Genomic DNA, 22,629 nt, shown 5'->3' with positions numbered 1-22,629 from the left:
CATGAGAGAGAACCGCACCATCATCGAGGAGCTCGAGGAGGCGCTCTCCAACCGTGCGATCGGCTACCGGGCCGAGGCGCTGCGGCGCATCGCCGACCTGTTCCTCGGCCGCGCCGCCGAGTACGACGAGGAGGAGGTCGCGCTGTTCGACGACGTGATGGTGCGGCTGATCGGCGAGATGGAGACCTCGATGCGCGCCGTCCTGGCGCAGCGGCTGGCCGCCGTGCCGAACGCGCCCAGGACGCTCGTGCGCATGCTCGCCCGCGACGAGGCGATCGACGTCGCCGGTCCGGTCCTCGCCGGCTCGGAACGGCTCGGCGAGGAAACGCTGGTCGAGACCGCCAGCACCGCCAGCCAGGCGCATCTGCTCGCCATCTCGAAGCGGGCCGTGGTCAGCGAGGCGGTGTCCGACGTGCTGGTCACGCGCGGGGACCGCGCCGTCGCCCTGTCCACGGTGGCCAATGCCGGCGTGCGCTTCTCCGAGCACGGCCACGGCATGCTGGTCGAGCGCTCCAAGGACGACGACGCGCTGGCCGCGGGCGTATGGGTCCGCCGCGACATCCCGCGCCAGCACCTCCTCAAGCTCTTCACGGTCGCCTCGGAGAACGTGCGCCGCACCCTCGAGACGGTCGAGGGCCAGAGCGGCAAGGTCTTGCGCGAGATGCTGTCCGACGTCGCCGGACGTGTGCAGGCCTCGGTGCGGCGGCAGTCCGGCGACTACACCGAGGCGCGCCGCGCCGTCGCCGAGCTGCGCCGCTGCGGCGCCCTCGACGAGGTGAAGATCCGCGAGTTCGCCGCCACCGGCCGTTTCGACGAGACCACGGTGGCGCTCGCCGAGATGTCCGACCTGCCGGTCGACGCCTGCGAGCGCGCGATGGTGCAGCCGCGCGGCGACCTGGTCATCCTGCTCGCCAAGGCGATCGGCCTGTCGTGGAACACCACCAAGACCATCCTGCGCCTGCGCGACGGCGGCGCGCTCGTCCGCAGCAACGAGTATCTCACCGCTTATACCAAGCTGCGGCCGGAGACCGCCCGCAAGGCCGTGCAGTTCCTCCGCCTGCGCGGGCGTGCCGCCCAGGCCCAGGGCTGACGGGGCGCCGCGCCGTGCCGCCGTGCGACGATGCCGTTCGGAGAGAAATTCTTAGAGATCCTTGCATAGGCTACCTCCCTCGGAGTCCGGGGTGGCGGGAATGCAGGTAACGGCAGGGAGGAAGCTGTTCGGCGGCCACGGGCGGAAGCGGTTGCCCGCCGACGTTCATGCCGAGCTGATCGCCGGGCTCTACACGCCGTTGCCCTCCCTGATGCTGGGGTGGGGGAGCAGCGTCCTGATCGGCGCCGTCGTCAGCCTGCGGACCGGCAGCGCCTGGCTGACCGCCGTCTCCGTTACGCTGGCGCTCGTCGCGGCCGCCCGGCTGTGGCTCGTGCTGGCTTATCGGCGTGCTCCGATCGGGCCGCACAGCACGGTCCAGACCGTGCGCCGCTGGGAGACCCTGTGGGTGGCCGGCGCCTGGTCCTTCGCGGCCCTGCTCGGGCTGCTCTGCCTCGCCGCCAGCCTCGCCGTCGACGATCCGGTCGTCCATCTCCTGGCCGACGCCGCCACCATAGGCTACACGGCCGGTGCGACGGCTCGCAATGCCGGCCGGCCGCCGGTGGCGATCGTCCAGATCGTCCTCACCCTCGTGCCGATCGCGCTCGGCGCGCTGCTGCACGGCGGCGCCGCGTATCAGATCTTCGCCGTCGTCACGCTGCTCTATCTGGCGGCCGCGGTGGAGCTCGCCGTCACACTCGGCCGGCGCAGCCTGCGCCATCTGCTCGAGCAGCGCGAGAAGAGCGCGCTGGCGCGCTCGCTCGCCGACCAGAACATGCGGTTCGAGGCGGCGCTGAGCAACATGTCGCACGGCCTGTGCATGTTCGACCGCCGCGGTCGGCTGGTGGTCAGCAACACCCGCCTGTGCGAGATCTACAGGCTGCCGCCGGGCACGTTCCGGCCCGGCATGACGGTCCGCGAGATGCTGGCGCGCAGCATCGGGGCCGGCAACCATCCGGGGCGAGACGCCGCCGAGATGACGGCCTTCTTCGAGGGCCGGCTCGCCGGGGGCGCCCCGAGCAGCTCCACCATGGCGATCGCCGGCGATCGCACCATCCTGCTGTCGCAATGGCCGATCGCCGACGGCGGCGCCGTCGTGCTGTTCGAGGACGTCACCGAGCGCGAGCGGGCCGTCGCCCGGGCCGAGTGGCTCGCCACCCACGACGAGCTGACCGGGCTGCCCAACCGCGCCCTGTTCGGCCGCACCCTGGACGAGGTCGTCGCCCGCGCCGGCCGGCGGCGCTTCGCCGTGCTGTTCCTCGATCTCGACCGCTTCAAGTACATCAACGATACGCTGGGGCATGCCGCCGGCGACCTGCTCCTGAAGGAGGTCGCGACCCGGCTCGCCAGCTGCGTCGGCGCCGACGACGTGGTCTCCCGGCTCGGCGGCGACGAGTTCCTGGTGCTGCTGCGCAGCGTCTCCGACGCGGACGGGGTCGCCGAGGTCGCCCGCGCCATCCTGGCGGCCGTCGCCGCCCCGATCGTGGTGCTCGACCAGGAGTGCCGGATCTCGGTCAGCATCGGCGGGGCGTTCTATCCGACCGACGGTCACGACGCGGAGACTCTGGCCCGCAACGCCGACGCCGCCATGTATCTCGCCAAGGAGGAGGGCCGCGGCTGCTTCCGCCTGTTCTCGCCCGTCATCGAGCGCCGCTCCTTCGAGCGGCTGGTGCTGGAGACCGGCCTGCGCGGCGCGCTGGAGCGAAACGAGCTGGTGCTGCACTATCAGCCCAAGCGCCGGATCGCGACCGGGGACATCTCCGGGATCGAGGCGCTGGTGCGCTGGCGCCATCCGGCCCTCGGCCTCGTGTCGCCGGCCCGCTTCGTCCCGCTCGCCGAGGAGACCGGGCTGATCGTCCCGATCGGCCGCTGGGTGCTGGCGACGGCCTGCGCCCAGGCGGTGGCGTGGCAGAACCAGGGGCTCGCGCCGCTGCGGGTCGCCGTCAACCTGTCGCCGCGCCAGTTCGCCGACGAGTCGCTGCTCGCCGACATCGAGGCGGCGCTCGCCCAGTCGGGGCTGCGGCCCGATCTGCTCGAGCTCGAGATCACCGAGACCGTGGTGGTCGAGAACTTCGAGCGGACCCTGCCGCTCCTGACGGCGCTGCGCGAGCGCGGCGTCCACCTGGCGATCGACGACTTCGGCACCGGCTACTCGTCGATGGCGCTGGTCAAGCAGTTCCCGGTGGACACGATCAAGATCGACAGCTCGTTCATCCGCGACGTCCTCGACAATCCCGACGATGCGGCGATCGCGGAGGCGATCCTGGCGCTCGGAAAGGCACTCGACGTCGCCATCGTGGCCGAGGGGGTCGAGACCGAGGCGCAGGAGGCTTTCCTGCGCGCGCGCGGGTGCGACCAGATCCAGGGCTACCTGTTCAGCCGGCCGCTGCCCGCCGACGAGATCGCCGCCTTCGTGGCGAGCTACGAGCTGTCGCGGCTGAAGGCCCTGACGGCCACCGCGGTGGGGCCGTCGCGGCCGCGTGCGACGCCGGCCGTCCGCCGGCCGAAGCGCGCCCATCCGGCCTGATCGCCGTCCCCGCGGCTCGCCGCACGACGGTTGCGCGACGGGGCGGTCGATCGTATCGGTTGGGTCGTCGCCCGCCGGATCGACAGGGTCGCCGCGCCGGTGGCTCGTGTCGCTCGCCCGGGATCGCCCGTACCCGCAGCCGCCCATGTCCGTCCTCGACGTCTGTCGGCTCGTCTGGCTCCTGGTCGCGGCGCTGCTGATCGCCGCGGCCGGCCGGCCCCGGCCCGATCCGGGCGGGCGCGACCGGCGCATCGCGGGCGCCTTCCTGGGTGCGAGCGTCGTCCTGGTGGTCGCGGTGCGGGCGACCGTCTTCGCCTACGATCCGGTGCTCAATCCCGACGAGGCACTGTTCGCCGCCAACGCGCTCCGGGCCTCCTTCGGCTGGCTCGACTGGACGGTCGCCGATCCGACCACCTCGGGGCCGCTCGCCGGCATGGTGCTGACCTGGCCGCGCCTGTTCGGCGGCGACATCACCCTCTATTCCGGCCGCCTCACCGCAGCCGCTCTGACCTGCCTCACCATCGCGGGCCTGTTCGCGGCGGCCCGCCGGCTCGCCGGGCTCGCCGGCGCCATGCTGGCGACCGTACCCGTGGTTCTCTTCTTCGGGTCGGCCCTGGGGCCGGACTTCGTCCATTACTCCAGCGAGACGCTGCCGATCACCCTGGTGGCCGTGGCGCTCGCGCTGCTGGCGTGCGGCACCACGGGCGCGGGGGGCCTCTCGCTGGCGGCCGCCGCCGTGGTGCTCGGGGCAGTGCCGTTCGCCAAGCCGCAGGCGGTCCCGCTGGCCGCCGCGGTCGGGCTGTTCGTCCTCTGGGCCGGCGCCGCCACGGCGGCCACCATGACGGACCGCGTCGGCCGGGCGGCCGGGCTCGCCGCGGCGGCCCTGATCCCGGCCGCCGTGATCCTGGTGCCGGTCGGGCTCGCCGGCGGGCTCGACGATGCCTTCAGAAGCGCCGTCCTCCAGCAGGTGCTGCGGGCCGGGCCGCCGGGCCCGTCGGCGCTCGCGGCGCTGCTGTGGCGCAATCCGGCGGTGCTCGCCCTGATGATAGGCACCGCGATCCTCGGCCTCGCTGCGATGGTCCGCCTCGTCCTGCGCGACAGGCCGCGCACGACGTCGCTGCAGCGCCGGGCCGCGCTCCTGCTGCTGGTGCTCGCGCCCGCCACCGTGCTCGCCATCGAAACGCCGCGCCGGCTCAGCGACCATTATCTGTTGCTCGCCGTGCCGGCCCTGGCGGTCGCCGCCGCGCTCGCGGCGTCGGTCCTGCTCGACCGGACGGCCGCGTCGGTCCGGCGGGGGCTGGCCGTGGCGGCGCTCGCCATCGCCTGCGCCGGGCCGGGGCTGGCCGGCGGCCGCTGGCAGGCGGCCTATCTCGCCGCCTATCGGGCCGGGCCGGGCGAGGTCTTCCTGACGGCGAAGCCGTTCGAGGCGCCACGGGCGCTGCGCTGGCTGCGGCCGGCCGCCGACGAGGCCATCGTGTGCTGGGGGTGGCGGGCCGAGTGCCACGTCGATAATGCGCTGCCGCCGGCGACCCGCGACGCCACCAGCGAGAACCAGGTCTACGACACGGCGCTGCAGCCCTACTTCCGCGACCGCTTCATGGCGGATTTCGCCCGCCGCCGGCCCGACATCGTGGTCGACGTGGTGTCGCCGGGCGCGTTCGGCTTCACCGACCCGGCGCGGCAGGGCGTGGCGTCCTTCCCGGCCTTCGCGGCGGTCCTGGCCGAGGAGTTCGTGCTCGCCTCGCGAGTCGTGCCGCCGGAGCGCTGTCCGCGGCTCTACCTGCGGCGCGACCGGCTGGCGCGCCTGGAGGCGAGCCTCGTCGCCGTCGCCCGGGTGGAGGGCGAGGCGGCGGACCCCGCGCATCCGGCTGCCGCGGTCGACGACCGCAGCGTGTTCGAGATCTGCGACGATCACTGGCTGGCGCCGGCCGGCACGCCCGGGGTGCTGACCATCACGTTCCGGGCGCCGAGCCCGGTGCGCCGGCTCGCCCTCCTCGGCACCCGCAACGGGGGAGCGGCGGACCGCGCGACCGAGCGGATCCGTGCCGTCTTCCTCCAGGGTGGACGGCCGGTCCGCACCGTCGAGCTCGCGCTCGCGCCGTTTCCCTGGTGGACCGAGCGCACGCTCGACCCGCCGGTGCCGTCGAGCGATGCGGTGCGTCTCGAGGTGCTGTCGTTCCGCGGCGCCGGCGGCGGCCTGAACGAGGTCAAGCTCTACGTCGACTGAGAGTGCCGCTCGGGAGGCCGCCGGGCGCCGTCACTGCAGCGGCGGTTCGGGGACGGCGGTTTCGCCGTCGCTCTCCCAGACGAAGTTCATGCCGCCGTCGCCGAGCGTGAACCAGCGCCGGCGCTGGGGGCTTTCGATGCGGTGGAACCCGACCACCACCTCGCCGGTCGTTCGGTTCACGGCGATCACGGCCGCCTTGGCGAGCAGCAGGCCGCGCAGCAGGTTGGCGTCGCGGACCGTGCAGCCCGACATCGACAGAGCGCGGTCGAGCGTCGACAGCGCTTCCATCTCGTCCCGGATGACCGCTGCGTGTCGAAGCTCCGGCGGGAGCGGCATGGTGCGTTCTCCGGTCGGCGACCCGCGAGACGAATGTTCGATGCTCGTGCGGCCTTCGGGTCGGCGGCCCGGCTCTCGGCTGTCGGCGCCCCGTGCGACCGACAAGATCCTGCGCCCACTGGGACATTGCCCCCGACATCCGCCTTCCAACAGCAAAGTACGGCCGCAGTCCTGATCTGGATCAAATAACGCATAAGAAGATGTCGCCGGCACCCGATACCGCCGAGTGACGGGTCGGGTGCCAATTCCGGAGAAAGGCCTCGACGTTCGCCTGCCGAACCCCCACATTGAGGCGACTGGCGGCGCGCTCCGACTGCGCCGCGGGACGAGGAACCGATCGCGCTCCAGCCATCCCGGGGCGCCGAGGTGACGTTCATTCGGGCCGGACCCCGATCGAGGACTGGGGTTCTCACGGGATCGACCGCTCGTGCAGTCTCGCGCGCCACGATCGACGGCGGCGCGGTGCTTGGTCGATCGTCCGGTCGATCGTTTCTCCGGACCGTCCCGTGTCCGGATTCTCGTCTGTCGAATGTCGCAGGCAGCCGGTGGTGCGGCGCCGGTGGTTCCGATCCGGCCGGATTGTGTCGAAGCGGAGGACATCGTCGGCGGAGGACACCGTCGGACACGTGTCTCGTCTTCGGACCCGTCTCTTCGGGCACGCTGCATCGCTGGAGGTGTCGCCGGTGCCGGCATGGCCGGACGACATCCGTGGACATGCCGGTTGTGGAGTGACGACATGAATCACAAGTTTCGTCCCGGACAGAACGTGCGCCTTCTCGGCGGAATGCTCCATCGCCAGGTCACCGAAGGGCCGTGGGAGATCGTTCGTCAGCTTCCTTACACGGACGGCGACTTTCAGTACCGCATCAAGAGCGGCCGCGAGGTCTGCGAGCGGGTCGTCAGGGAGAGCGAGATCGAGGTGATGCGCCGCTGACGGGCTGCGCGGCCTCGGAAGCCGGCGGATCGACCATGGCCGAGACCCGTGACACCGCCATCGGCGGTGAGTTCACGTGCGAGAGCTGCGGCGCCTTGTATGCGGTGCGCATCGAGGAGACGGCGGTGCAGGACCGCAGCGGCGTGTGTTGCGAGGTGTGCGGGCATGTCATGGCCGACTGGCAGTCCGGCCATCACCTGCTGTTCGTCCTGAAGGAGCGCCCGCGGACGTCGTGATCGCGGATGCGAATGCATGTCCCCTGATCCGCCGCCACGGCCGGCTGTCGAGAGAAAGCAGGAAGCCCATGTCCATCACGACGCCCGGCCTGTGGACGTCCTCTCGCTTCGATCGGGCGACCATCGCGGCCATGGAGGAGGCCTTCGAGAGGGTCTGCGGCACCCTCCACTGCGGTCAGGCGCTCACGCTCGTGAAGGCCGCCGCAGCCATGCACATCATGACCCGGGCGACCGAGGGGGAGCGGGATCCCGCCAGGCTGTGCGCGCAGGCGCTGGAGGCGATCGGATTCCGGCAGCCTACCGGTCGTGCCGAGAAGCCACCGGCCGTTCCGGCGGAGCACGGGGCGGCCGCCGTGGCGCCGCTCGCCCCGTCCGGGGAGCCGGTCGCCTGATCTCGCGTGCGAGGCGAGCGCGGCCGACGCAGGCGCGGCTCGCCGATGCGGCCCGGCCGGCTCAGGCGTCGCGTGCCGCGTGCAGCGCCAGCACCCGGTCGACGGCGGCGCCCGCCGACCCGGTGTAGTTCGCCGGATCGCAGAGCTGGTCGATGGCGTCGGGATCGAGATGCCGGGTCACCGCCTCGCTCTCCTTCAGGAGATCGGCGAGCGCACGCCCGCTCTTCAGCGCCTCGCGCGACAGCTCGGCGACGAGGTGATGGGCCGTCGCCCGGCCCATCACGGGCGCGAGCCCCATGGCGACGGCTTCCGCGGTCACCAGCCCGTTGGTGATGCCGAGATTGCTCCGCATCCGGCCGGCATCGACGGTCAGGCCGCTCACCAGGGCGCGGGTGTGGGCGAGGACGCCGGCGGCGAGACAAAAGATCTCCGGCACCACGATCCACTCGATCTGCCAGGCGCCGCTCGCCCGCTCGTGATCCTCAACCATCGCCTCGAACAGCGTGCCGGCGAGCTGGCGCACCACCGGCACGGCCGCCTGGATCATCACCGAGGACACCGGATTGCGCTTCTGCGGCATGGTGCTGGACGAGCCGCGGCCGGGCGCCGCGGCCTCGGCCGCCTCGGCGACCTCGGTCTGCATCAGGAGCGTCACGTCGCGGGCGAGCTTGCCGCAGGTGCCGGTGGCGAGCGCCAGGAAGGCGCCGGCCTCGGCGACGCGGTCGCGCGCCGTGTGCCAGGCGATTTCCGGGGCGGCGAGCCCGAGCTCCGCCATCAGGGCGGCGTGCACGGCCGGCCCCTTGTCGCCGAGCGAGGCGAGCGTCCCCACGGCGCCGCCGAACTGGCCGACCAGCACGCGCGGCGAGAGCTGGGCGAGACGCGCCCGGTCGCGCAGCACGGCGGCGAGCACGCCCGCCATCTTGAAGCCGAACGTGGTCGGGATGGCGTGCTGGAGCTGGCTGCGTGCCGCCATCACGGTGTCGCGGTGGCCGCCGGCGAGATCCGCCAGCGCCTCGGCGATGTCGGCGAGCTCGGCGTCGATCATCGCGAAGGCGGCGCGCATCTGCAGCGCCGTCGCCGTGTCCATGATGTCCTGGGTGGTGGCGCCGTAGTGGCACCACTGGCCGAGGTCGTCGCGGCACAGTGCCGTCAGCTGCGCGACCACGGGCTGCACCGGGGCACCGATGCGCTCGGTGTCGCGCTTGAGCTTCTCCAGGTCGAATTCGTCGACGGCGCAATGACGTGCGATCTCCTCGGCCGCCGCGGCCGGAATGACGCCGAGCTCCGCCTGCACCCGGGCGAGTGCCGACTCGATGTCGAGATAGAGCTTCAGCCGGTGCTCGTCGGAGAAGATCCGGCGCATCGCGGTGGTGGCGAAGACGTCGCGCAGGATCATCGAGTCGATGGCGGTGGCGGGCATGGGGTCCTTCGGCGGCGGGGCAGGGCCGGTCGGGAACGGCGGGCCGGCATACCGGTGTCACGGACTTGGCGGATACGGTAGACTAACGGTCCGTACGAAGCAGCTCCATGCCCCAAGTGTCGTCGCCCCAAGTCTCGCCCGTAGCGTCGGATCTCCGGCCGCGTCCGGCCGGTGCCGGCTCGGCGCCCGACCTGCGCGCGCCGCCGGAGGTCCGGCCGGCGCCGCCGCCCGGCCGGGCGGTCGACGTGCCGCTGCCCGAGGGCGACAACATCGTTCCGTTTCGCCGGCCAGCCGGCACCGACACGGCCGCCGCACCGGCGGCGGTCGCCGAGGCGCATCGTCCGGCGCCGCTGTGGCGGCACCCGTCGCGCACCGGCCTGCTGATCGGCACGCTCGCGGCGTCGATCGCCGCCCATGCGGCGCTCTACGCCCTGTTCGATCGGCCGGTGACGCCGCTCGCCAGCATCGGGGTCGAATCCGTGTCGGTCGAGCTGGTGCTGGGCGCCGACAGCGCCGCCGGCACCGCCGCCACCCCGGGCCCGGAGGAGGCCGAATCGTCCGCCGCGGCGACCCCGGCCGGTCCGCCCGACGGGCCCGAGACCGCGCCGCCGCCGGAAGCGCCGCAGGAGCCGCCGCAGGAGCCGGTCGCGACCGCCGAAGCGCCGCCGCCCGCCGAGACGGCGGTCGAGCAGCCGGCCGAGCAGCCGCCCCCGCCGGCTCCGGTCGAGCGGGTGCTGACCACCGAGATGCCGGCCGCCGAGACGGCCGCCGTGCCGGCGCCGCCGGAAAAACCGCAGGCGGCACCGACGGTTCAGACCGAGCCGGTCCCCGTGCGGCCGCCGAAGCCGAAGGTCGCCAAGCCATCGGCGGCCAAGCCGCGCGGGCGCGCGGGCACCGAGACGCGGGTCGCGGTCGCCGCCCCGTCGGCCGGGTCGAGCGGCATCGGGATCGGCCGCTCCGACGCGCATTCGAACTATCCGGGGCTGGTCGCCGCCCATCTGGCGCGCCACAAGCGCTATCCGGCCGAGGCCCGCTCGCAGGGCCAGGGCGGCACCGCCACGGTGCGCTTCACGCTCGACGGCGGCGGCCGGGTGACCGGGGTAACCCTCTTGCGCGGCAGCGGAAATCCGCACCTCGACCGGGAGAGCGTCGAGGTCGTGCGGCGCGCCTCGCCGTTCCCGGCGCCGCCCGACGGGCATGGCCGCGGCTTCACCCAGCCGATCCGTTTCGGCATACACTGAGCGCCGCCGCGGCGGGCCCGGGCCGCGCGCGCGACCCGGAGGCCCCCCCATGGTGTCGATCGTCCCGGTGGCGAGCTGGCTCGCCGCCCTCGTCCTCGCCGCCCTCGTCGTCGCTCGTCGTCCGCGGCCGCTGCACGCCGTCGCCGTCGTCGACGTCCTGCTGCGCTGGATCCTGGTGTTCCCGGTCGGGCTGATGGGCCTGTGGGGGGCGCTCGGGCACATCGCTTTCCCGGCCGAGGCGGCGGCGTCGATCGGCTGGGCGCCGAGCCCGTTCCAGTACGAGGTCGGGGTCGCCAATCTGGGCATCGGGCTGGCCGGCCTCTACGCGGCCTTCCGCGGCTTCGAGGCGCGGCTCGCCACCGCCCTGATGGTCGCCGCCTTCCTGGGCGGGGCGGCGCTCGGCCATGTCCGCGACATCGTCACGGCCGGCAACCTCGCCCCCGGCAATGCCGGCCCCATCCTGGTGACCGACATCGCCACCCCGCTGGCGCTCCTGCTGCTGCTCGCCCTGGCCCGCCGCCGCGCCTGAAAATCGTTGCTGCGACACTGTTTACGTATTCGACCGGAGGCCCCCGGCGGGGCCCGGCGGAGCGTGCGGTTCAAGACAACCGCCAGACGAATCTGCGACGCGCTCGCAGGAACAGCCACGCCGCGGCCGACCCCGTCCTCTCGGCGAAAGTAAAGCCTTGAAGGATTCAAGACGAAGAAAGGTCGAGTCGTCGAGGTCCGCGTGGCACTAGACCTGTACTTTGGAGTCCTTCTCGGGGTGGAGATTGTCCAAACTCGTGGCCGCTAGTGTTGCGTATGCTGGAGTATTTCTCGAAATCACGTCACTTAGAACGGTTTAAAAGAGAGTTTTTCTTTTGCAATCCAGTCCACCTTGCCCTATTTCAGGATCGCGCTTGCGTTCGTCGATCGTCTCCACGGGAAATCGCGTCCGCCATGATCGTCTGTTCCTGCAATGTCCTGTCGGACCGCCAGATTCGCGACGTGGTGGCGGAGCGCGGCACGCGGATGACCAGCCAGGTCTATGGCTGCCTCGGCTGCAGCGCCCAGTGCGGCCGCTGCGCCCGCACCATCCGCAAGATCATGGACCAGGCGCTGCTGACCTGCGCCAAGGACTGCGCCTGCTGTCCCGCCGGCGGCCGCGACGCGCACGACCACGATCATCACGCCGACAGCCACCACGACCACGCGCACCACGATCACGCGCACCACGATCACCCGCATGCGCATCACGACCATGCGCACCATGATCATGCGCACCATGATCACGCGCATCACGAGCATGCGCACCCCGCGCACGGGTCCGATGCGGAGCGGCACGCGCCGCAGGCGCATCCGGCGGCCGACCTCGCCCACGAGCACGATCACCCGACCCGCCGCCCGCCGGCCGGCCCTCAGGCGGGCCCGCGCGATCCTGCGCCCGGGCGCTCCGGGCACGCCCGGCTCGGCCACCCCCACCCGGTGCACGGCGCGGCCGACTGACCGCGGGAGACGGGGTGTGGGTGCCACCGGGGCGGGACGAATTCAGCCCTGCCGGTAACGTGATGGTTCTTTTTTGAGCCAATCGCGCCCTTGCTTTGGTGCCTCGGTTCCCCCAGTTTAGAATCGCGCAAAGGAGCGCTGGGCGCCCCTCGGCGCCAGGAACGGAGCACGCAGGATGAAGGGCGACGCCAAAGTCATCGACTACTTGAACAAGGGGCTGCGGAGCGAGCTCACCGCGGTCAACCAGTACTGGCTGCACTACCGGATGCTCGCCAACTGGGGCTACAACGACCTGGCGAAGAAGTGGCGCGCGGAATCGATCGAGGAAATGCAGCACGCCGACAAGTTCGTCGACCGCATCCTCTTCCTCGACGGCTTCCCCAACATGCAGGTGCTCGACCCGCTGCAGATCGGCCAGACCGTCAAGGAGGTCCTGGAATGCGACCTCGCGGCCGAGCAGGGCGCCCGCGCCCTCTACCAGGAGGCGGCCGCCTACTGCCAGAGCGTGCAGGACTTCCCCTCCAAGAATCTGTTCGAGGAGCTGATGGCGGACGAGGAAGGCCATATCGACTTCCTCGAGACCCAGCTCGATCTCGTCTCCAAGCTCGGGCTCGAGCTCTACGCCCAGCACCACATCGGCAAGCTCGAGGACTGAGCGGCCGATCGACCGGGATCACGGCGGGCGCCTGCGCCCGCCGCGCGATATGGCCGGGCCTGCGCCTGGCCATATTCCGTTCGGACCGGTCGCGGCCGGTGCGGCGCCGGGACGGCGTCGGCGTGCAACCCCGCCGTCGCCGGCGCCCGGCCTCCGTGCGTCGTTGTCGCATTTCCGCAACGGCGCTCCGCCATTCCTCGGCCGGACGAAGGAATCCCGGGCTCCTGTCGTATTTGTAATGACGGTCCCGTCGCTGGCCGGCTTTAGAATTGCCTGAAACGGGGTCGACTACGGACGGACCACTGTTCACTGGACGCACGGCGCATCGGCCTTGCCGCGTCCATCCCACTCCGCCCGTCCCGGACGACCCGACCACGACGATGTGCAGCATGGACCAGAGCGAGGCTTGTGAGGGCGGACGATCCGGGTCCGGACGGGCCGGACGTCCCACCGCGATCGCGTGCCTGCTCGCGCTCGCTCCGCTGCTGGGCGCCTGCTTCGTCGACACCGAGAAGCCCGAGCTCGCGCTCGACGTCCCGCGCCAGTACAAGGAGGGCCGCGGCAGCGCCGAGCAGGGCCCCGGCCTCGACTGGTGGCGCGGCTTCCGGTCGGGCGAGCTGACCGTGCTGATGGAGGAGGCGCAGACCTCCAATCTCGACATCGCCGCCGCGGTCGCCCGCATCATGCAGGCCGACGCCCAGGCCCGGATCAGCGGCTCGGCGCTGCTGCCGAGCCTCTCCGGGGCCGGCTCGGCCACCCGCACCCGCACGGCCGGCGCCTCGACGAGCTCCGGCGTCAGCAGCGAGCGGTCGAGCTACACGACCTATCTGACGGCGAGCTACGAGCTCGACTTCTGGGGCAGGAACCGGGCGACCCTGCTGGCCGCCCAGGAGTCCGCGGTGGCGACGCGGTTCGACCGCGACACCGTCGCCCTCACCGCGATGGCCAACGTCGCGACCTACTACTTCCAGCTGCTCGCCGCCCAGGACCGGCTGCGCATCGGCCGCGACAATCTCGCCGCGTCGAGCCGCATCCTCGCGCTGATCAAGGAGCGCTTCGCCGCCGGCACCGCCAACAGCCTCGACGTGTCGCAGCAGGAGTCGCTGGTCGCGACCGTGCGGGCCAACCTGCCGGCCTACGAGATCACCATCCGGCAGAACGCCGCCTACCTCGCCGTGCTGGTCGGCCGCACGCCCGAGCACTTCGCCGTCAAGGGCGGAACGCTCGACAAGGTCGCGGTGCCGCGCATCCCGATCGGCCTGCCGTCGGACCTGATCAACCAGCGGCCCGACATCCGCGCGGCCGAGGCGAGCCTCGTCTCGGCCAACCACTCGGTCGAGGCGGCGCGGGCGAGCTTCTTCCCGACCATCGGCCTCACCGCCCAGAACGGCGTGCAGAGCGCCGCGCTGTCGAGCCTGTTCGGCCCGGGCGCGTGGTTCTACACGGCGACCGCCTCGCTCACCCAGCCGATCTTCGACGGCGGCAACCTGCAGGGCCAGCTCGAGCAGACGCAGGGGCGCCAGCTCGAGCTGCTGCAGACCTACCGGCAGGCGGTGATCAACGGCTTCGCCGACGTCGAGCGCGCCCTGGTGTCGCTGCACCAGCAGACCGAGCGCGAGCGCCTGCAGGCCGTCGCGGTGCGCACCGCCCGGGAGGCGTTCCAGATTTCCGAGTCCCGGCTGCGCGAAGGCATCGTGGACTACGTCACGGTGCTCAACACGCAGCAGACCCTGTTCACGGCCCAGGACACGCTCGTCCAGGTGCGACTGGCCCGGATGCTGGCGGCCGTGAGCCTGTTCCAAGCGCTCGGTGGCGGATGGCCGCCGCGCATCGGAGGCAATCCCGCGTGACCAGCGGACCTGACGTGAGAACCGACGGCGCGGCCGAGCCGCAGCCGGCGACGCGGCCGCGTCGGCGCGGCCGCACGGCTCTCGGCTATCTGATCACGCTCGCCGTGATGGCGGGCGTCGCCTGGCTGATCGTGACGCAGACCGGCTTCAAGCCCGGCGGCGGCGAAGGGGCGCCGCCCGGCCCGCCCGGCATGATGCGGGGCGGCGGAGGCGGCGGCCCGGGCGGACGCTTCGGCCGCGACATGGCCGTGCCGGTGCTGGCCGCGACCGCCGAGACGGCCGACGTGCCGGTCTATTTCGACGGCGTCGGCACGGTCCGGGCCCTCAACGTCGTCACGGTGCGCAGCCAGGTCGACGGCAAGCTCCTGAAGCTCAACTTCACCGAGGGCCAGGACGTCGAGCGCGGCTTCGTGCTCGCCGAGATCGACCCGACCATCTACCAGGCCCAGTACGACCAGGCGGTCGCCAAGAAGGCGCAGGACGAGGCCCAGCTCGCCAATGCGCGGCTCGACCTCGAGCGCTACGTGCGCCTCGCCCAGTCGAACGCCGCGACCAAGCAGCAGGCCGACACCCAGCGCGCCACCGTGGCCCAGCTCGAGGCGCAGGTGAACGCCGACCAGGCCGCGATCGACAACACCAAGGCCTATCTCGACTACACCAAGGTGGTCGCGCCGATCTCGGGCCGCACCGGCATCCGGCTCGTCGACGTCGGCAACCTGGTCAAGGCCACCGACACCACCGGCCTCGTCGTGATCACCCAGATCCGGCCCATCTCGGTGATCTTCACGCTGCCGCAGCAGCAGCTCGCCACGGTCAACAAGGCCTTCTCCGAGGACCGGCTGCCCGTGCTGGCGCTCGGCACCGACAACCGCACGGTGCTCGACCGCGGCGTCCTCCAGGTGATCGACAACCAAGTGGACTCGACCACCGGCACCGTGAAGCTGCGCGCCCAGTTCCCTAATGCCGACCTGCAGCTCTGGCCGGGCCAGTTCGTCAACGTCAAGCTCCTGGTCGATACGCTGAAGCAGGTCGTGACGGTGCCGACCGCCGCCGTGCAGCGCGGCCCGAACGGTCCCTTCGCCTATGTGGTGAAGGGCGACGCGGTCGCGGTGACGCCGCTCACGGTGACCCAGCAGGACGACACGACCGCCGTGATCGCCACCGGCCTCTCGGCCGGCGACCGGGTGGTGACGACCGGCTTCGCCCAGCTGGCCGACGGCAAGCGGGTGACCGTGTCGGGCAACGCCGCATCGCCGGGCGCATCGCCCGGGGCGGCGCCCGGCCCGGGTGGACCGCCGGCGGGTGCGGCGCCGGGCGGACGCCGCCGCTCGGGCGGCGAGCCCCAGGCGCAGGGCTCGGGCCCGGGCCCCGGCTCGGCGATGCCGCCGCCGAGCGCCGGCACGACGGACCCGGGCGACGCGCAGCGCGCCGCCGGAGAGCAGCGCCGACGGACCGAGGGAGCCGGCGGGAGCACGGTCCGATGAGCGTCTCCACGCCGTTCATCCGGCGGCCGATCGCCACCTCGCTGCTCGGCGTCGCCGTGATGCTCGGCGGACTGCTCGGCTACTGGCTGCTGCCGGTCGCCTCGCTGCCGCAGGTCGACTTTCCCACCGTCCAGGTGACGACGCGGCTGCCCGGCGCCTCGGCCGACACCATGGCGTCGCTGGTCACGGCGCCGCTGGAGCGACAGTTCGGCCAGATCCCGGCGCTCGACCAGATGGTCTCGTCGAGCTCCTACGGGGTCAGCCAGATCACCCTGCAGTTCGACCTCGGCCGCGACATCGACGCCGCCGCCCAGGACGTGCAGTCGGCCATCAACGCGGCCGGCTCGACGCTGCCGCGGAACCTGCCCTATCCGCCCGCCTACTCGAAGGTGAACCCGGCCGACGCGCCGATCGTCACCATCGCGCTGACCTCGAAGACGATCCCGCTGCGGGCGATGAGCGATCTCGCCGACACCATGATCGCCCAGCGCCTCTCCGAGGTGAGCGGCGTCGGCCGCGTCTCGGTGCAGGGCAATCTCAAGCCCGCGGTGCGCATCCAGGCGGATCTCGCGCGGCTCGCCGCCTACGGGATCGCCCTGGAGGATCTCCGCGCCACCATCATCAACGCCAACGTGGCCGGACCGAAGGGCTCGCTGGACGGGGCCCACCAGTCCTACACGATCGCCGCCAACGACCAGCTGGAGGCCGCCGAGGCCTACCGGGCCCAGATCATCGCCTGGCGCAACGGCGCGCCGGTGCTGCTGCGCGACGTCGCCGACGTGGTCGACGGGCTGGAGAACAGCAAGGTCGGCGGCTGGTACGACGGGCAGCCCGCCGTCGTCATCGACATCCAGCGCCAGCCCGGCGCCAACGTGATCGAGACGGTCCGCCGCATCATGACCGAGCTGCCGCGGCTGCGTGCCGCCATGCCGGTCGGGGTCGATCTCTCGGTGGTCTCCGACCGCACCGACACGATCCGGGCCTCGGTGCGCGACGTGCAGTTCACCCTGGTGCTCGCCATCGGCCTCGTCGTGCTGGTGGTGCTCTTGTTCCTGCGCAGCGCCCGGGCGACCGTGATCGCCGGCGTCGCCCTGCCGCTGTCGCTGGTCGCCACCTTCGGGGTGATGTGGTTCTGCGGCTTCAGCCTCAACAACCTGTCGCTGATGGCGCTAACCATCGGCACCGGCTTCGTCATCGACGACGCCATCGTGATGATCGAGAACATCGTCCGCCACGTCGAGGACGGCGAGCCGCCGCTCCAGGCGGCGCTCGACGGCGCCCGCGAGATCGGCTTCACGGTGATCTCGCTGACCGTGTCGCTGATCGCCGTGTTCATCCCGCTCCTGTTCATGACCGGGATCGTCGGGCGCATGTTCCGCGAGTTCGCGCTGACGCTGACCATCGCGGTCGTGGTCTCGGCCGTGGTGTCGCTGACGCTGACGCCGATGATGTGCGCGCGGCTGCTGCGCCGCCACGACGCCGGCGGCGGCGCCGTCGGGCGCGCCTTCAACCGCCTCGTCGAGGCGAGCATCGAGGGCTACCGCAGGAGCCTCGACTGGGTGCTGGAACGGCAGGTCGCGACCCTCGTGGTGACGGCCCTGACGCTGCTCGCCACGGTGTGGCTCTACATCGTGATCCCCAAGGGCTTCCTGCCGCTGCAGGACACCAGCATGATCACGGCCGTGACCGAGGCCGGGCCCGAGGTGTCGTTCGCCGAGATGCAGCGCCTGCAGGACCAGGTGGTGACGGCGATCCGCCGCGATCCCGACGTCACCGGCGTCGTCTCGGTGGTCGGCGTCTCGACCATGAACCCGACGCCCAATGCCGGCCGGCTCTCGGTGATGCTGAAGCCGCGCAGCGAGCGGCCCGACTTCGTCGACGCGGTGATCGACCGGCTCAAGCGCGAGGTCGCGCCGATCCCCGGCATGGTCGTCTACTTCCAGCCCGTGCAGGACATCCAGATCGGCACCCGGGCGAGCCGCGCCCAGTACCAGTACACGCTCACCGGGGTGGACTCGGCCGACGTGTCCGGCTGGGCCGACCGGCTGGTCGCCGCGCTGCGCGAGGATCCGCGGATGCGCGAGGTCGCCTCCGAGGCGCAGGATGGCGGGCTGCGGCTGTTCGTGCGCATCGACCGCGAGGCGGCGGGCCGGCTCGGCGTGCCGATGCAGTCGATCAACGACACGCTCTACGACGCCTTCGGGCAGCGCCAGATCTCGACCATCTACGCGCAGGCGAACCAGTACCGGGTGATCCTGGAGGCCAAGCCCGAGTACCAGACCGATCCGACGACGCTCTCGAAGCTGTTCCTGCCGGTCGGCTCGACGGCGACGACCACCTCGGTGACCAGCTCGACCTCGGCGACCTCGACGGCACCGTCGATCTCCACCAGCCTGGTGCCGCTCTCGGCGGTGGCGACGCTGGAGCGCACCACGGCGCCCCTCGCCATCATGCACGAGGCGCAGTTCCCGGCCGCCACCGTCAGCTTCAACCTGGCGCCCGGCGCCTCGCTGTCCGACGCGGTCGCGGCGGTGACGCAGGCCGAGCACGCGATCGGCATGCCGGCCACCATCACGGGCAGCTATTCGGGCGACGCCGCCGAGTTCGCCAAGTCGCTCGCCGGCGAGCCGTGGCTGATCCTGGCCGCCGTGGTGGCGATCTACATCGTGCTGGGTGTGCTCTACGAGAGCTACATCCACCCGCTGACCATCCTGTCGACGCTGCCGTCCGCCGGCGTCGGCGCGCTGCTCGCCCTGATGCTGTTCCGCCAGGACCTCTCGGTGATCGCGCTGATCGGCATCATCCTGCTGATGGGCATCGTCAAGAAGAACGCCATCCTGATGATCGACTTCGCGCTCGACGCCGAGCGCGAGGAGGGGCTCTCTCCGCGCGACGCCATCGTCAAGGCGTGCCTGCTGCGCTTCCGCCCGATCATGATGACGACGCTGGCGGCGCTGTTCGGCGCCCTGCCGCTGGCGGTCGAGAGCGGCACCGGCTCGGAGCTGCGCTTCCCGCTCGGCATCACCATCATCGGCGGCCTGCTGCTGAGCCAGGTTCTCACGCTCTACACGACGCCGGTGATCTACCTCTGGATGGAACGCCTGCGCGCCCGCATCGCCGGCCCCGCCGTCGTGCGGCCGGCGGAGTAGGGGCGATGAGAGAGCGGAGCGCGAGCGGAGTATATGGCCGGTCATTCCGGGGCGGCGCGCAGCGCCGAACCCGGAATCCAGCCCGGAATGTCGAGTTCGTCGCTGGATTCCGGGTTCGCGCCTTCGGCGCGCCCCGGAATGACGGGGCTCACGAACACCTTCTTGCGCGGACGACCGACCCTCTCCCCGAGGGAGAGGGTCGGAGGGCGCCGTCATGAACTTCTCCGGCCCGTTCATCGCCCGGCCGATCGCCACGACGCTGCTGGCGATCGGGCTGTTCCTGGTCGGGCTCGTCGCCTACCAGAACCTGCCGGTCGCCAGCCTGCCGGCCGTCGACCTGCCGACCATCCGGGTGTCGGCGAGCCGGCCGGGCGCCGACCCGATGATCATGGCCGCGACCGTGGCGGCGCCGCTGGAGCGCCGCATCGGCGAGATCCCCGGCGTCACCGAGCTGACCTCGACCTCGTCGCTCGGCTCGACCTCGATCATCGCCCAGTTCGACCTGTCCCGGAATGTCGACGGCGCGGCGCGCGACGTGCAGGCGGCCATCAACGCGGCGCTGTCCGACCTGCCCGGCGACATGCCGTCGCGCCCGACCTTCCGCAAGCTCAATCCCGCCGCGGCGCCGGCCCTGATCCTGGCGCTGACCTCGAAGACCATGCGGGCGAGCACCATCTACGACGTCGCCGACACCGTGGTCGCCCAGCGCATCGCCCAGGTCGACGGCGTCGCCGAGGTCAGCGTCTCGGGAGCCGACCAGCCGGCGATCCGGGTGCGGGTCGATCCCGCCGCGGTCGCCGCCATGGGCCTCGCGCTCGAGGACGTGCGCAAGGCGATCGTCGACGCCAACGCCACCGGGCCGCTCGGCACCTTCGACGGCGCGCGGCTCGGCGAGACGATCGGCACCAACGGCCAGCTCCGCGACGCGCGCGACTACGAGGACATCATCGTCCGCGTCAAGGACGGCGTCGTGGTGCGGCTGTCCGCGGTGGCGACCGTCGAGCAGAGCACCCGCAACAGCCGCTCCGCCGCCTGGTTCGATCGCGATCCCTCGGTGCTGCTGGTGATCACCAAGCAGGCCGACGCCAACGTGATCGCCATGGTCGACCGCATCCGGGCGCTGCTGCCCGAGCTGCGGCGCTGGGTGCCGGCCGACCTCGAGATCGCGATCCTCACCGACCGCACCGACACCATCCGGGCGAGCGTGCACCACATGCAGTTCACGCTCGCCGCCACGGTGGTGCTGGTGATGCTGGTGGTGTTCGTGTTCCTGCGCCACGGGGCGGCGACGATCGCGGCCGGCGTCACCGTGCCGCTGTCGCTCGCCGGCACCTGCATGGCGATGTGGGCGTTCGGCTACTCGATCAACAACCTGTCGCTGATGGCCCTGATCGTCTCGGTCGGCTTCGTCGTCGACGACGCCATCGTGATGATCGAGAACACCTTCCGCAACCTGGAGAAGGGCCTCCCGCCGATGCGGGCGGCGCGCGAAGGCGCCCGCCAGATCGGCTTCACCGTGGTCTCGATCAGCCTGTCGCTGATCGCCGCCTTCATCCCGATCCTGTTCATGGGCGGCATCGTCGGCCGCTTCCTGCGCGAGTTCTCGGTGACCCTGGCCGCCGCCATCGTGGTCTCCACCGTGGTGTCGCTGTCGGTGACGCCGATGATCTGCGCGCATTTCGTCAGGCAGCCGCCCGGCCACGTGCGCCGCTTCGACCGGATCGTCGACGGCGTGCTCGGCGCCATGGTCCGGGCCTACGGCCGCAGCCTCGACGTGGTGCTGCGCCACCGCTTCATGGCGGTGCTGTCGCTCCTGCTCACCATCGGCCTCACCGTCTATCTCTACGTCGTCACGCCCAAGGGCTTCATGCCCCAGGACGACGCCAACCTGATCTTCGGCGGCGTCGTCGCCGCGACCGACGTGTCGTACCAGGAGATGCTGCAGCTCCAGCAGCGCGCCACCGAGATCGTGCTGTCCGATCCGGCCGTGTCGGGCGTCGGCTCCTCGGTCGGCGGCTCGGCCTTCGGCGGCTCGATCAACAGCGGCCGGCTGTTCATCAGCCTCAAGCCGCTGGCCGAGCGCGGCATGCCGGCGCAGCGCGTGGTCGACCGCCTGCGCGGCAGGCTGATGGGAATCCCGGGCGTGCGGGTGTTCATGTTCCCGGCCTCGGACGTGCGGGTCGGCGGCCGCTCCAGCCGCTCGCAGTACCAGTTCACCCTGTGGGGCCCGAATTTCGACGAGCTGCAGGCCTGGGTGCCGAAGGTGCAGGAGCGGATCGCCAAGGTGCCGGGCGTGATCGACGTGTCGACCGACCGCGAGCAGGGCGGCCTGCAGGCCGACGTGGTGATCGACCGCGTCGCCGCGGCCCGCCTCGGCGTCGACGTGCAGGAGATCAGCGACGCGCTCAACAACGCCTTCTCGCAGCGCCAGGTCTCCACCATCTTCACCCAGCGCAACCAGTACCGGGTGGTGCTGGAGGTCGACCCGCGGTACCAGCGCGATCCCTCCGACCTCGACCGCGTCTACGTGCAGGCGAGCAGGGGGACGCAGGTGCCGCTCTCGGCCGTGGCGCGGTTCGAGCGCGGCCTCGCGCCGCTGGTCATCAACCATCAGGGCCCGTTCCCGGCCGTCACCATCACGTACAACCTGACGGCCGAGATGCCGCTCGCCACCGCTACGGCGGCGATCCGCCAGGCGGTCGACGAGATGCACCTGCCGGATTCGATCCGCGCCGACTTCGCCGGCGACGCCAAGAACTTCGCGCAGAGCGCCGGGGCCCAGCCGATCCTGCTGCTCGCGGCGCTGCTCGCCGTCTACATCGTGCTCGGCGTGCTCTACGAGAGCCTCGCCCATCCGCTGACCATCATCTCGACGCTGCCCTCGGCCGGCCTCGGCGCGCTGCTCGCGCTCAACATGTTCAAGGCCGAGCTGACCGTGATCGCCTTCATCGGCATCATCCTCCTGATCGGCATCGTGAAGAAGAACGGCATCATGCTGGTCGACTTCGCCCTGGAGGCCGAGCGCGCGCGCGGCCTGTCGCCCGACAAGGCCGTGCACGAGGCCTGCATCGAGCGCTTCCGGCCGATCCTGATGACCACCTGCGCGGCGCTGCTCGGCGCCCTGCCGCTGGTGCTCGCCACCGGCCCCGGCTCGGAGCTGCGCCGGCCGCTCGGCATCACCATCATGGGCGGCCTCGTGGTCTCGCAAATCCTGACCCTCTACACGACCCCGGTGATCTATCTGCTGCTCGACCGCCTGCACCGCCGCTGGTGGGGCCGGGGGCAGGCCGGCCGCGCCGGCGGACCGGGTGAGGCCGCCCGGGTCGCGCCGGCCGAGTAGGCGGCCGTCCTCCGCCCGCCGGTCGCGCCGCCGCGCGACCCGCCGCCCCTCGCCCAGGCCCCGCTTCTCCACCATCCCCCCTCACGCCGATCCCGCGCCGCAGGCGGCCCGCCGCCGCGCCGGCTCCCTGCCGCGTCGAAGGGCCGCTGCCCGTATTTGCGAGCCATTCGCAAAAACGATTGACAAGCCGGCGCGGCGGCACCACTTTACTTGCGAATAATTTGCAATTGCGAGATTGCGCGCCATCCGAGGGGAGAGAGACG

15 protein-coding genes and 1 pseudogene are annotated in these 22,629 nt (G+C 71.8%); 14 read left to right on the top strand and 2 right to left on the bottom strand.

Going from position 1 to position 22,629, the window contains the following annotated elements:
* The first annotated feature begins 1 nt into the window (after position 1).
* The 3 genes from J2S22_RS07625 to J2S22_RS07615 all read left to right on the top strand — a co-directional run bounded on the left by J2S22_RS07625 (position 2) and on the right by J2S22_RS07615 (position 5,841).
* On the top strand, positions 2 to 1,090 hold the full coding sequence (locus J2S22_RS07625) for a DUF2336 domain-containing protein (protein ID WP_272776660.1): 1,089 nt from the start codon (positions 2 to 4) through the stop codon (positions 1,088 to 1,090).
* A 100-nt stretch (positions 1,091 to 1,190) separates the two neighbouring features.
* Positions 1,191 to 3,614 carry a putative bifunctional diguanylate cyclase/phosphodiesterase gene (locus J2S22_RS07620; protein WP_272776661.1) on the top strand — a complete coding sequence of 808 codons (2,424 nt, stop codon included), beginning with the start codon at positions 1,191 to 1,193 and terminating at the stop codon, positions 3,612 to 3,614.
* A gap of 145 nt (positions 3,615 to 3,759) precedes the next feature.
* On the top strand, positions 3,760 to 5,841 hold the full coding sequence (locus tag J2S22_RS07615) for a hypothetical protein (protein ID WP_272776662.1): 2,082 nt from the start codon (positions 3,760 to 3,762) through the stop codon (positions 5,839 to 5,841).
* Between the two features lie 30 nt (positions 5,842 to 5,871).
* On the opposite strand, the gene J2S22_RS07610 is transcribed toward J2S22_RS07615, so the two are convergent.
* The gene (locus J2S22_RS07610; RefSeq protein WP_272776663.1) at positions 5,872 to 6,177 is read right to left on the bottom strand and encodes a hypothetical protein; all 306 of its coding nucleotides are present in this window, start codon (positions 6,175 to 6,177) and stop codon (positions 5,872 to 5,874) included.
* Between the two features lie 736 nt (positions 6,178 to 6,913).
* On the opposite strand from J2S22_RS07610, the gene J2S22_RS07605 reads away from it, so the two are divergent.
* The 3 genes from J2S22_RS07605 to J2S22_RS07595 all read left to right on the top strand — a co-directional run bounded on the left by J2S22_RS07605 (position 6,914) and on the right by J2S22_RS07595 (position 7,739).
* The gene (locus tag J2S22_RS07605) at positions 6,914 to 7,111 is read left to right on the top strand and encodes a hypothetical protein (protein ID WP_272776664.1); all 198 of its coding nucleotides are present in this window, start codon (positions 6,914 to 6,916) and stop codon (positions 7,109 to 7,111) included.
* Between the two features lie 35 nt (positions 7,112 to 7,146).
* On the top strand, positions 7,147 to 7,347 hold the full coding sequence (locus J2S22_RS07600) for a hypothetical protein (protein WP_272776665.1): 201 nt from the start codon (positions 7,147 to 7,149) through the stop codon (positions 7,345 to 7,347).
* A 68-nt stretch (positions 7,348 to 7,415) separates the two neighbouring features.
* Entirely contained in the window at positions 7,416 to 7,739 is a 324-nt protein-coding gene (locus tag J2S22_RS07595) for a hypothetical protein (protein WP_272776666.1), read from the top strand.
* A gap of 61 nt (positions 7,740 to 7,800) precedes the next feature.
* On the opposite strand, the gene pcaB is transcribed toward J2S22_RS07595, so the two are convergent.
* Positions 7,801 to 9,159 (bottom strand): 3-carboxy-cis,cis-muconate cycloisomerase, encoded by a 1,359-nt coding sequence (gene pcaB / locus J2S22_RS07590; protein WP_272776667.1) that lies wholly within the window; start codon positions 9,157 to 9,159, stop codon positions 7,801 to 7,803.
* Positions 9,160 to 9,266: 107 nt separating this feature from the next.
* Here pcaB and J2S22_RS07585 point away from each other — a divergent pair, with 107 nt between their 5' ends.
* The 8 genes and pseudogenes from J2S22_RS07585 to J2S22_RS07550 all read left to right on the top strand — a co-directional run bounded on the left by J2S22_RS07585 (position 9,267) and on the right by J2S22_RS07550 (position 22,366).
* Entirely contained in the window at positions 9,267 to 10,400 is a 1,134-nt protein-coding gene (locus J2S22_RS07585; RefSeq protein WP_272776668.1) for a TonB family protein, read from the top strand.
* A 49-nt stretch (positions 10,401 to 10,449) separates the two neighbouring features.
* Positions 10,450 to 10,929, top strand: a complete 480-nt coding sequence (locus J2S22_RS07580) for a DUF6790 family protein (protein WP_272776669.1) — start codon at positions 10,450 to 10,452, stop codon at positions 10,927 to 10,929.
* Between the two features lie 413 nt (positions 10,930 to 11,342).
* A pseudogene (locus tag J2S22_RS07575) lies at positions 11,343 to 11,537 on the top strand ((2Fe-2S)-binding protein); the annotation flags it as partial.
* 526 nt (positions 11,538 to 12,063) lie between these two features.
* A complete protein-coding gene (gene bfr, locus J2S22_RS07570) occupies positions 12,064 to 12,543 on the top strand; it encodes a bacterioferritin (protein WP_272776670.1) in 480 nt (159 codons plus the stop codon).
* 389 nt (positions 12,544 to 12,932) lie between these two features.
* Entirely contained in the window at positions 12,933 to 14,393 is a 1,461-nt protein-coding gene (locus J2S22_RS07565) for an efflux transporter outer membrane subunit (RefSeq protein WP_272776671.1), read from the top strand.
* Complete coding sequence (locus J2S22_RS07560; protein WP_370878185.1) at positions 14,360 to 15,877, top strand: efflux RND transporter periplasmic adaptor subunit; 1,518 nt, start codon at positions 14,360 to 14,362, stop codon at positions 15,875 to 15,877. Before J2S22_RS07565 ends, J2S22_RS07560 begins: the two co-directional genes overlap by 34 nt.
* On the top strand, positions 15,874 to 19,026 hold the full coding sequence (locus J2S22_RS07555) for an efflux RND transporter permease subunit (RefSeq protein ID WP_272776673.1): 3,153 nt from the start codon (positions 15,874 to 15,876) through the stop codon (positions 19,024 to 19,026). The genes J2S22_RS07560 and J2S22_RS07555 overlap by 4 nt, the downstream gene beginning before the upstream one ends.
* A 214-nt stretch (positions 19,027 to 19,240) precedes the next feature.
* Complete coding sequence (locus tag J2S22_RS07550) at positions 19,241 to 22,366, top strand: efflux RND transporter permease subunit (protein ID WP_272776674.1); 3,126 nt, start codon at positions 19,241 to 19,243, stop codon at positions 22,364 to 22,366.
* The last annotated feature ends 263 nt before the right edge of the window (positions 22,367 to 22,629 follow it).

Origin of the sequence: Rhodoplanes tepidamans (assembly GCF_030813915.1) — a bacterium.
Classification (GTDB): domain Bacteria; phylum Pseudomonadota; class Alphaproteobacteria; order Rhizobiales; family Xanthobacteraceae; genus Rhodoplanes; species Rhodoplanes tepidamans.
The sequence above is the reverse complement of the archived record's forward strand: the minus strand, read 5'-3'. Positions and strand labels throughout refer to the sequence as shown.

Excerpts from the sequence above, each read along its gene's own strand:
- J2S22_RS07605 (WP_272776664.1), top strand. The coding sequence starts at position 6,914 with ATGAATCACAAGTTTCGTCCCGGACAGAACGTGCGCCTTCTCGGCGGA.
- J2S22_RS07620 (WP_272776661.1), top strand. The coding sequence starts at position 1,191 with ATGCAGGTAACGGCAGGGAGGAAGCTGTTCGGCGGCCACGGGCGGAAG.
- J2S22_RS07565 (WP_272776671.1), top strand. The coding sequence starts at position 12,933 with ATGGACCAGAGCGAGGCTTGTGAGGGCGGACGATCCGGGTCCGGACGG.
- bfr (WP_272776670.1), top strand. The coding sequence starts at position 12,064 with ATGAAGGGCGACGCCAAAGTCATCGACTACTTGAACAAGGGGCTGCGG.
- J2S22_RS07595 (WP_272776666.1), top strand. The coding sequence starts at position 7,416 with ATGTCCATCACGACGCCCGGCCTGTGGACGTCCTCTCGCTTCGATCGG.
- pcaB (WP_272776667.1), bottom strand. The coding sequence starts at position 9,159 with ATGCCCGCCACCGCCATCGACTCGATGATCCTGCGCGACGTCTTCGCC.
- J2S22_RS07555 (WP_272776673.1), top strand. The coding sequence starts at position 15,874 with ATGAGCGTCTCCACGCCGTTCATCCGGCGGCCGATCGCCACCTCGCTG.
- J2S22_RS07625 (WP_272776660.1), top strand. The coding sequence starts at position 2 with ATGAGAGAGAACCGCACCATCATCGAGGAGCTCGAGGAGGCGCTCTCC.
- J2S22_RS07560 (WP_370878185.1), top strand. The coding sequence starts at position 14,360 with ATGGCCGCCGCGCATCGGAGGCAATCCCGCGTGACCAGCGGACCTGAC.
- J2S22_RS07615 (WP_272776662.1), top strand. The coding sequence starts at position 3,760 with ATGTCCGTCCTCGACGTCTGTCGGCTCGTCTGGCTCCTGGTCGCGGCG.
- J2S22_RS07600 (WP_272776665.1), top strand. The coding sequence starts at position 7,147 with ATGGCCGAGACCCGTGACACCGCCATCGGCGGTGAGTTCACGTGCGAG.
- J2S22_RS07610 (WP_272776663.1), bottom strand. The coding sequence starts at position 6,177 with ATGCCGCTCCCGCCGGAGCTTCGACACGCAGCGGTCATCCGGGACGAG.
- J2S22_RS07580 (WP_272776669.1), top strand. The coding sequence starts at position 10,450 with ATGGTGTCGATCGTCCCGGTGGCGAGCTGGCTCGCCGCCCTCGTCCTC.
- J2S22_RS07550 (WP_272776674.1), top strand. The coding sequence starts at position 19,241 with ATGAACTTCTCCGGCCCGTTCATCGCCCGGCCGATCGCCACGACGCTG.
- J2S22_RS07585 (WP_272776668.1), top strand. The coding sequence starts at position 9,267 with ATGCCCCAAGTGTCGTCGCCCCAAGTCTCGCCCGTAGCGTCGGATCTC.